Raw genomic sequence first — 6370 nt, 5'->3', positions numbered from 1 at the left:
CAGGGCCGCATGGGGCCGCGCGGCGCGGCGGCTTGTGCGCATGTTCGGGGCGGACATGCACCTGGTGCTTTCGCCGCGCTATGACGGGCAGGACCGGGCGCGGTTCGACCGGCTGGCCGGGGTCGCCCGGCGGATGGGCCTGCCCACCCTCGCCTCGGCCGCGCCGATGATGCATCACGCCAGCCGAAGGCGGCTGGCCGATGTGCTGACCGCCATCCGGCAGGGCCGGCCGGTGGCCGATCTCGGCCGCGCCGCGCTGGCCAATGGCGAGCGGCGCCTGCGTTCGGAGAGGGAGATGCTGCGCCTTTTCCACGGGCACGAGGACGCGGTGCACAGGGCGGGAACGCTGGCGGGAACCCTGACCTTTTCGCTGGACGAGCTGCGTTACGAGTACCCGGCCGAGGTGGCGGGCGGCGAAACCCCGGCGGCACGGCTGGAACGGCTGGCGCATGAGGGGTTGCGCTGGCGCTATCCCTCCGGCGCGCCGGACGGGGTGCGCCGCCAGCTCGCGCATGAGCTCGACCTGATCGCGCGTCTGGGCTACGAGCCCTATTTCCTCACCGTCAACGATGTTGTCGCCTTCGCCCGCTCCCGCGGCATCCTCTGCCAGGGGCGCGGCTCGGCCGCCAACTCGGTCGTGTGCTACTGCCTCGGCGTCACCAGCGTGTCGCCCGAGACCGGCACGATGGTCTTCGAACGTTTCGTGTCAGAGGCAAGGGGCGAACCCCCCGATATCGACGTCGATTTCGAGCATGAGCGGCGCGAGGAAGTGATCCAGCATATCTACGACCGCTACGGCCGCCACCGTGCCGGGCTCTGCGCCACCGTCATCCACTACCGCGGCAAGCGCGCCATCCGGGAGGTCGGCGCCGCGATGGGGTTGAGCCGGGACACGCTTGCCGCGCTGTCCTCGCAGCTTTGGGGGGTCTTCGCCGCCGGCAACCTGCAACGCCAGCGATTGCAGGAAATCGGCCTCGACCCCGACGACCCCCGCCTGCGCCGGACGCTGGAGCTGGTGCGCGAGATCGAGGGCTTTCCCCGCCACCTGTCCCAGCATGTCGGCGGCTTCGTCATCACCGAGGGGCGGCTGGACGAACTCGTGCCGGTGGAAAACGCCAGCATGGAAAACCGCACCGTGATCTGCTGGGACAAGGACGACATCGACGCGCTTGGCATCCTCAAGGTCGACGTGCTGAGCCTCGGCATGCTGACCTGCCTGCGCAAGTCCTTCGACCTGCTGGCCCGCCATCACGGGGCGGATTACACGCTGGCCACCCTGCCGCCCGAGGATCCGGCCGTTTACGACATGCTCTGCGCCGCCGACAGCATCGGTGTCTTCCAGGTGGAAAGCCGTGCGCAGATGAACTTCCTGCCGCGGATGCGCCCGCGCTGCTTCTACGATCTCGTCATCGAGGTCGCCATCATCCGCCCCGGCCCGATCCAGGGCGACATGGTTCACCCCTATATCCGCCGCCGCAACGGCGAGGAGCCGGTGGAATTCCCCTCCGACGCCCTGGGCCGGGTGCTGGGCAAAACCCTCGGCGTGCCGCTTTTTCAGGAACAGGCGATGCAGATCGCCATCACCGGCGCGGGCTTCACGCCCGAGGAGGCCGACCGCCTGCGCCGGTCGTTGGCCACCTTCAACAAGCACGGCAATGTCGGCGAGTTCCGGGCCCGTTTCCTGCGCGGCATGGCGAAGAACGGCTATGATGACGACTTTTCAGAACGCTGCTTTTCCCAGATCGAGGGGTTCGGCTCCTACGGCTTTCCCGAAAGCCACGCGGCCAGCTTCGCGCTGCTGGTTTATGCCAGCGCCTGGGTCAAGCGGCATCATCCCGGCATCTTCGCCTGCGCGCTGCTGAATTCGCAGCCGATGGGCTTTTACGCGCCGGCCCAGATCATCCGCGACGCGCGCGAGCACGGGGTCGAGGTCCGCCCGGTCTGCGTCCAGTCCAGCTTCTGGGACAATGTGATGGAACCGGATGACAGGGGCGGGCTGGCACTGAGGCTGGGGTTCCGGCAGGTCAAGGGGCTGTCGGAAGAGGATGCCAGCTGGATCGCCGCGGCGCGCGGCAACGGCTACAGGGCGGTGGCGGATGTCTGGCGCCGCGCGGGGGTGGGCCCCGCGGCCGTCACCCGGTTGGCCGAGGCCGACGCCTTCGCCGCGCTGGGCCTCACCCGGCGCGAGGCGCTCTGGCAGGCGCGCGCGCTGGCCGGCGACGCGCCCCTGCCGCTTTTTGCCGGCGACATGGACGGCGAGGCGATCCAGGAACCGGAGGTGGCGCTCCCGCGGATGAGCCTCGCCGAGGAGGTGGTCGAGGATTACGTGGCGACGCGCCTGTCGCTCCGGGCGCACCCGCTGGCGCTGTTGCGGCACATCCTCACGCCGCCGCCCGGAGACCGTGGCGGGACCACCCGGAAAGGCGGATGACCCGCCCTACATCGCCGCCAGCAGCGCCTCGCCCGCGGAGGTTTCGCAGGCGCCGGGATTCTCCTCGACGTGCAGCAGCTTGACCGTGCCGTCCTCGACCAGCATGGCGTAGCGCCTGGAGCGGTCGATCAGCCCGGCCGGCGGGGCCGAGAAATCCATCCCGATGGCCTTTGTGAACGCCGCTTCGGGATCGCCCAGCATGGTGATACCGGCCGCCGAGGCGCCCGTCGCCTTGCCCCAGTTGGACATCACGAAGGGATCGTTGACGCTCACGCAGATGATCTCGTCCACGCCCTTTTCGGCGAACTGGTCCCCGGTTCGGACGAAGCTGGGCACATGCGCCGAATGGCAGGTGGGCGTGAATGCCCCCGGCACGGCAAACAGGACGATCCTGCGCCCGCCGGTTTTGTCGGACAGCTTGACCTCCTCGGGGCCGTCGCCGCCCATGGCCAGAAGTGTCGCGTCGGGAAGTTTGTCGCCTTCGGAAATGGTCATCGTCGTTTCCTGTCCTTCAATTGCGTTCCGGTTCCCGCTACATATAGGGTCGTGACTCCACGCTGACCATGGCGAAACGCGCAAAGGAACTTTCATGTCCAGCATAGTCGTGATCGGGGCCGGGCAGGCCGGGGCGTCGCTGGTGGCGACGCTGCGCGCACAAGGCTACGACGGCCAGATCACCCTGATCGGCGAAGAACCCGTGCCGCCCTATCAGCGCCCGCCGCTGTCCAAGAAGTACCTGCTGGGCGAGATGGAACTGGAGCGGCTGTTCCTGCGCCCCGAGAGCTTCTACGACGACAACGGGATAGACCTGCACCTGAGCGAGACCGTCACCGCGATCGACCGCGCCGACAAGGTGGTGGTGGCCGGCGGGCGCAGTATCGGCTACGACCAGCTGGCGCTGACCACGGGCTCGGTGCCCCGCCGTCTGCCCGGCAGCGTCGGCGGCGAGCTGGACGGCGTGCACGTGGTGCGCAACCTCGCGGATGTGGACGGCATGGCGCCGGAATTCCGCCCGGGGGCGCGCCTGCTCATCGTCGGCGGCGGCTATATCGGGCTCGAGGCGGCGGCGGTGGCCGCCGCGAAGGGCTTGCGGGTCACGGTGGTCGAGATGGCCGACCGCATCCTTCAACGCGTGGCCTGCCCGGAAACCGCCGATTATTTCCGCAAGCTGCACGAAAGCCACGGGGTCGAGATACGCGAGGGAACGGGCCTTGAAACCCTTTTGGGCGAGGGGCGCGTTACCGGCGCGCGGCTATCGGATGGCAGCGCGCTGGAGGTGGATTTCGTCATCGTGGGCGTGGGCATAACCCCCGCGACCGGGCTGGCCGAGGCCGCGGGGCTGGAGGTCGACAACGGCATCAGCGTCGATGAATACGGCCTCAGCTCCGACCCGTCGATCTGGGCGGCGGGCGATTGCGCGTCCTTCCCGCACGAGGGCCGGCGCATCCGTCTGGAAAGCGTGCCCAACGCGATCGACATGGCCGAGCGCGTGGCGGCCAACATGCTGGGTGAGGACAAGCCATACGTGCCCCGGCCGTGGTTCTGGTCCGACCAGTACGACGTCAAGCTGCAGATCGCCGGGCTCAACACGGGATATGACAGCGTCGTGACCCGCCCCGGCGATGGCGAGGGGGCCGTGTCGTTCTGGTATTACGGCGGCGACAGGCTGCTGGCCGTGGATGCCATGAACGACGCGCGCGCCTACATGGTGGGCAAGCGGCTGATCGACGCGGGCAAGTCGCCCGACCCGGCGGCCGTGGGCAACCCCGCCACCGACCTCAAGGCGCTGCTCAAGGCGTGAGGATCATCGGCGGCGCATTCCGGGGCCGGCGTCTCGCTACGGTCGGCAAGGGGGACGCGGCCGCCCGTCTGCGTCCCACCTCCGACCGGGTGCGCGAGAGTCTTTTCAACGTGCTGGCCAGCGCCCATGCCGGCCATCTCCACGGCGCACGCGTACTTGACCTTTTCGCCGGCACCGGCGCCATGGGGCTCGAGGCCCTGTCGCGCGGCGCGGCGCATGTCACCTTCGTCGAGCAGGGCCGCGCCGCCCTGCGTCTCCTGCGCGACAACATCGGGCTCTGCCGCGCCGGGGACCGGGCCACCATACTTGCCCGCGATGCGCGCAAACCCGGCCCCGCGCCAGCGCCCTGCGATCTCGTCTTTCTCGATCCGCCCTATGGCAAGGGGTTGGGTGAAAAGGCCCTCGATGCCGCGATCGCCGCCGGCTGGCTGTCCGGCGAGGCGCTGGTCGCGTGGGAGGAAAGCGCCGACGTCATCCCGCCCGCGGGGCTGCGCCTGCTCGACGAGCGGTGTTACGGCGACACGGTCATCCGGCTGCTCTCGCGTTCAGCGTGACCGCGTCCCCCGGTTTCTTCTTGGTGCGAAATACCCCGGGGGAGTCGCCCGCAGGGCGACGGGGGCAGCGCCCCCTTCAGCCCTTCATCAACTCGGGCAGATCGCCGGTCAGCCCCGCCGCCTCGCGGATGAGGCCGCGGCGCAGGGCAGGCATGGCGCCCAACGCCCCCATGCCGAGGTCGCGTCCGAGCCGAAGCAGCGGGTTATCGTTGGAAAACAGACGGTTGGTCGCGTCCGTCACCGTTGCCAGCGTCGCGGTGTCGAAGCGGCGCCATTGCTGGTATCGGGCCAGCACGTCCGGTGCGGCGACATCCTCGCCCCGCCGCGCGGCTTCGCCCAGAACCTGCGCCAGCGCGCCCACGTCACGCAGACCGGCGTTCAGCCCCTGCCCCGCGATCGGGTGCATCCCGTGCGCCGCATCGCCGATCAACGCCAGCCGCTCGGCCACGAAGCTGTTGGCGATGGTCAGGCCCAGAGGATAGGTATACCGCTTGCCCTTCAGGCTGATCCGGCCCCGGAAATCGCCGAAGCGCGGGCGCAGCACGGCCAGGAAATCGGCGTCCGAAAGCGCCGCGAAGGCCGCCGCCGTCTCCGCGCTCTCGCTCCAGACGATGGAGGACACGTTGCCGGGCAGCGGCAGGATCGCCAGCGGCCCAGGCGGCATGAAGAACTGGTGCGCCACGCCGTGATGGGGCAGCTCGTGCGCCACCGCTGCCACCAGCGCGGTCTGGCCGTAGCCCCAGCCGGTGCGCGCGATCCCCGCCCTTGCCGCCGTTCCCGAGCTGCGCCCGTCCGAGCCGACCAGCAGCCGGCCCGACAGTCTGTCCCCCGAGCCGAGCGTCACGGTCACCCCGCTCTCCGACACCTGCTGCGCCGTCACCGTATCGGTGAGCTGGGTGATGCGCGGATGCGCGTCCATCGCGTCGAGAAAGGCCCGACGCAGGAACCTGTCCTCCAGCATGTGGCCCATTGGCCCTTCCTCGATCTCGGCATGATCGAAATGCAGGAAGAACGGCGCCGGCCCCTCGCCCGCGCGCCCGTCTGAAACCTTGATCTCCAGTATCGGCTGGGCATGCGCGGCGACGTGTTTCCATATCCCGATGGCCGCGAGCAGCCGCACCGATGCCAGCGCCAGCGCGTAGGCGCGCCCATCGAAGGCGGCATTCTTGCGCACCTGCTGCGGCAGCGCGTCGATCACCGTCACCGCGAACCCCGCCTGCGCCAGTGCCAATGCCAGCGCCGGGCCGTTCAGGCCGCCGCCGACGATCAGGATATCCGTGTCCCTTGCCATGTCCTTCTCATATGGCGGGTCGTGCAGGATTGTCCATGCGCGCCTGTGCCGCTACGGTCGCTTTCCGGAACGGTCGAGGAGGATACCGGCATGCAGGACTGGCTGACCATGACCGCCGCCGAGCTGGGGCGTGGCATCGGGCGTGGAAAGATCGACCCCGTGCAGCTGACCGAAACGTATCTCGATGCGATCGGGGCGCAGCCCGATCGCGACCGGATCTATTCCGCCGTCACGGAGGCGCGCGCCATGTCGGAGGCGCGGGCAGCCGCCGGGCGCGCGCGGGCGGGGCTGCG

Annotated in this window: 5 protein-coding genes and 1 pseudogene; 4 read left to right on the top strand and 2 right to left on the bottom strand. The window is 69.5% G+C overall.

Features of this window, described 5'->3' with window-relative positions:
- Positions 1-2431: error-prone DNA polymerase (locus tag ACH13J_RS17870; RefSeq protein ID WP_397544705.1), on the top strand; the 2431-nt coding region annotated here is incomplete at its 5' end.
- A 6-nt stretch (positions 2432-2437) separates the two neighbouring features.
- Here ACH13J_RS17870 and ACH13J_RS17865 read toward each other — a convergent pair.
- Positions 2438-2926, bottom strand: a complete 489-nt coding sequence (locus ACH13J_RS17865) for a peroxiredoxin (RefSeq protein ID WP_397544704.1) — start codon at positions 2924-2926, stop codon at positions 2438-2440.
- 94 nt (positions 2927-3020) lie between these two features.
- Between ACH13J_RS17865 and ACH13J_RS17860 the strand changes: the two genes are divergently transcribed.
- The gene (locus ACH13J_RS17860; protein ID WP_397544703.1) at positions 3021-4232 is read left to right on the top strand and encodes an FAD-dependent oxidoreductase; all 1212 of its coding nucleotides are present in this window, start codon (positions 3021-3023) and stop codon (positions 4230-4232) included.
- Positions 4229-4786, top strand: a complete 558-nt coding sequence (rsmD, locus tag ACH13J_RS17855; RefSeq protein WP_397544702.1) for a 16S rRNA (guanine(966)-N(2))-methyltransferase RsmD — start codon at positions 4229-4231, stop codon at positions 4784-4786. Before ACH13J_RS17860 ends, rsmD begins: the two co-directional genes overlap by 4 nt.
- 76 nt (positions 4787-4862) lie before the next feature.
- On the opposite strand, the gene ACH13J_RS17850 is transcribed toward rsmD, so the two are convergent.
- Positions 4863-6077: a UbiH/UbiF/VisC/COQ6 family ubiquinone biosynthesis hydroxylase gene (locus tag ACH13J_RS17850; protein WP_397544701.1), complete on the bottom strand. Its 1215-nt coding sequence runs from the start codon at positions 6075-6077 to the stop codon at positions 4863-4865.
- 90 nt (positions 6078-6167) lie between these two features.
- Between ACH13J_RS17850 and ACH13J_RS17845 the strand changes: the two are divergent.
- Positions 6168-6370 (top strand): annotated as a pseudogene (locus tag ACH13J_RS17845) (amidase); the annotation flags it as partial.

The organism is Roseovarius salis (assembly GCF_044472985.1).
GTDB classification, from domain to species: domain Bacteria; phylum Pseudomonadota; class Alphaproteobacteria; order Rhodobacterales; family Rhodobacteraceae; genus Roseovarius; species Roseovarius salis.
This window is presented reverse-complemented; position numbering and strand designations above follow the sequence as displayed.

Excerpts from the sequence above, each read along its gene's own strand:
- ACH13J_RS17865 (WP_397544704.1), bottom strand. The coding sequence starts at position 2,926 with ATGACCATTTCCGAAGGCGACAAACTTCCCGACGCGACACTTCTGGCC.
- ACH13J_RS17860 (WP_397544703.1), top strand. The coding sequence starts at position 3,021 with ATGTCCAGCATAGTCGTGATCGGGGCCGGGCAGGCCGGGGCGTCGCTG.
- ACH13J_RS17850 (WP_397544701.1), bottom strand. The coding sequence starts at position 6,077 with ATGGCAAGGGACACGGATATCCTGATCGTCGGCGGCGGCCTGAACGGC.